Raw genomic sequence first — 400 nt, 5'->3', positions numbered from 1 at the left:
GCACCATCTCACGGCTGGGCCGGAAAGACTGCAGCTGCTCGACTGGGGCCCGCATCGATATCTCCAGCGGGAAGAGGAAATACTGATGGAGCTGCGGACAAAACGCCTGCTGCTACGGCAATGGAAGGACGAAGACGTCGAACCGTTTGCTCGGATGAATGACGATCCCAGAGTTGTAAGATACATTGCAAAACTGACCGATCGGAGCGCGATTCACGCATGGATAAATGAACAATGTGAGCATTTCAAAAAACACGGATATGGTCTGTGGGCACTAGAGCGTTTAGATGTTGCAGAGTTTATCGGCTTCTGCGGTGTTGTTAATGTCGCCTATCAAGCACATTTCACGCCGGCGATTGAAGTGTCTTGGAGGTTACATCCAGATCACTGGGGGCATGGA

General features: G+C 51.5%; 1 protein-coding gene. It reads left to right on the top strand.

From position 1 onward, the window contains the following. Positions 1–85: 85 nt before the first annotated feature. A partial coding sequence (locus EOA85_RS37095) for a GNAT family N-acetyltransferase (protein ID WP_164760223.1) occupies positions 86–400 on the top strand: 315 nt, incomplete at its 3' end.

The sequence above is a fragment of the Mesorhizobium sp. M5C.F.Ca.IN.020.29.1.1 genome (genome assembly GCF_003997375.1).
Taxonomy (GTDB): Bacteria; Pseudomonadota; Alphaproteobacteria; order Rhizobiales; family Rhizobiaceae; genus Mesorhizobium; species Mesorhizobium wenxiniae.
This window is presented reverse-complemented; position numbering and strand designations above follow the sequence as displayed.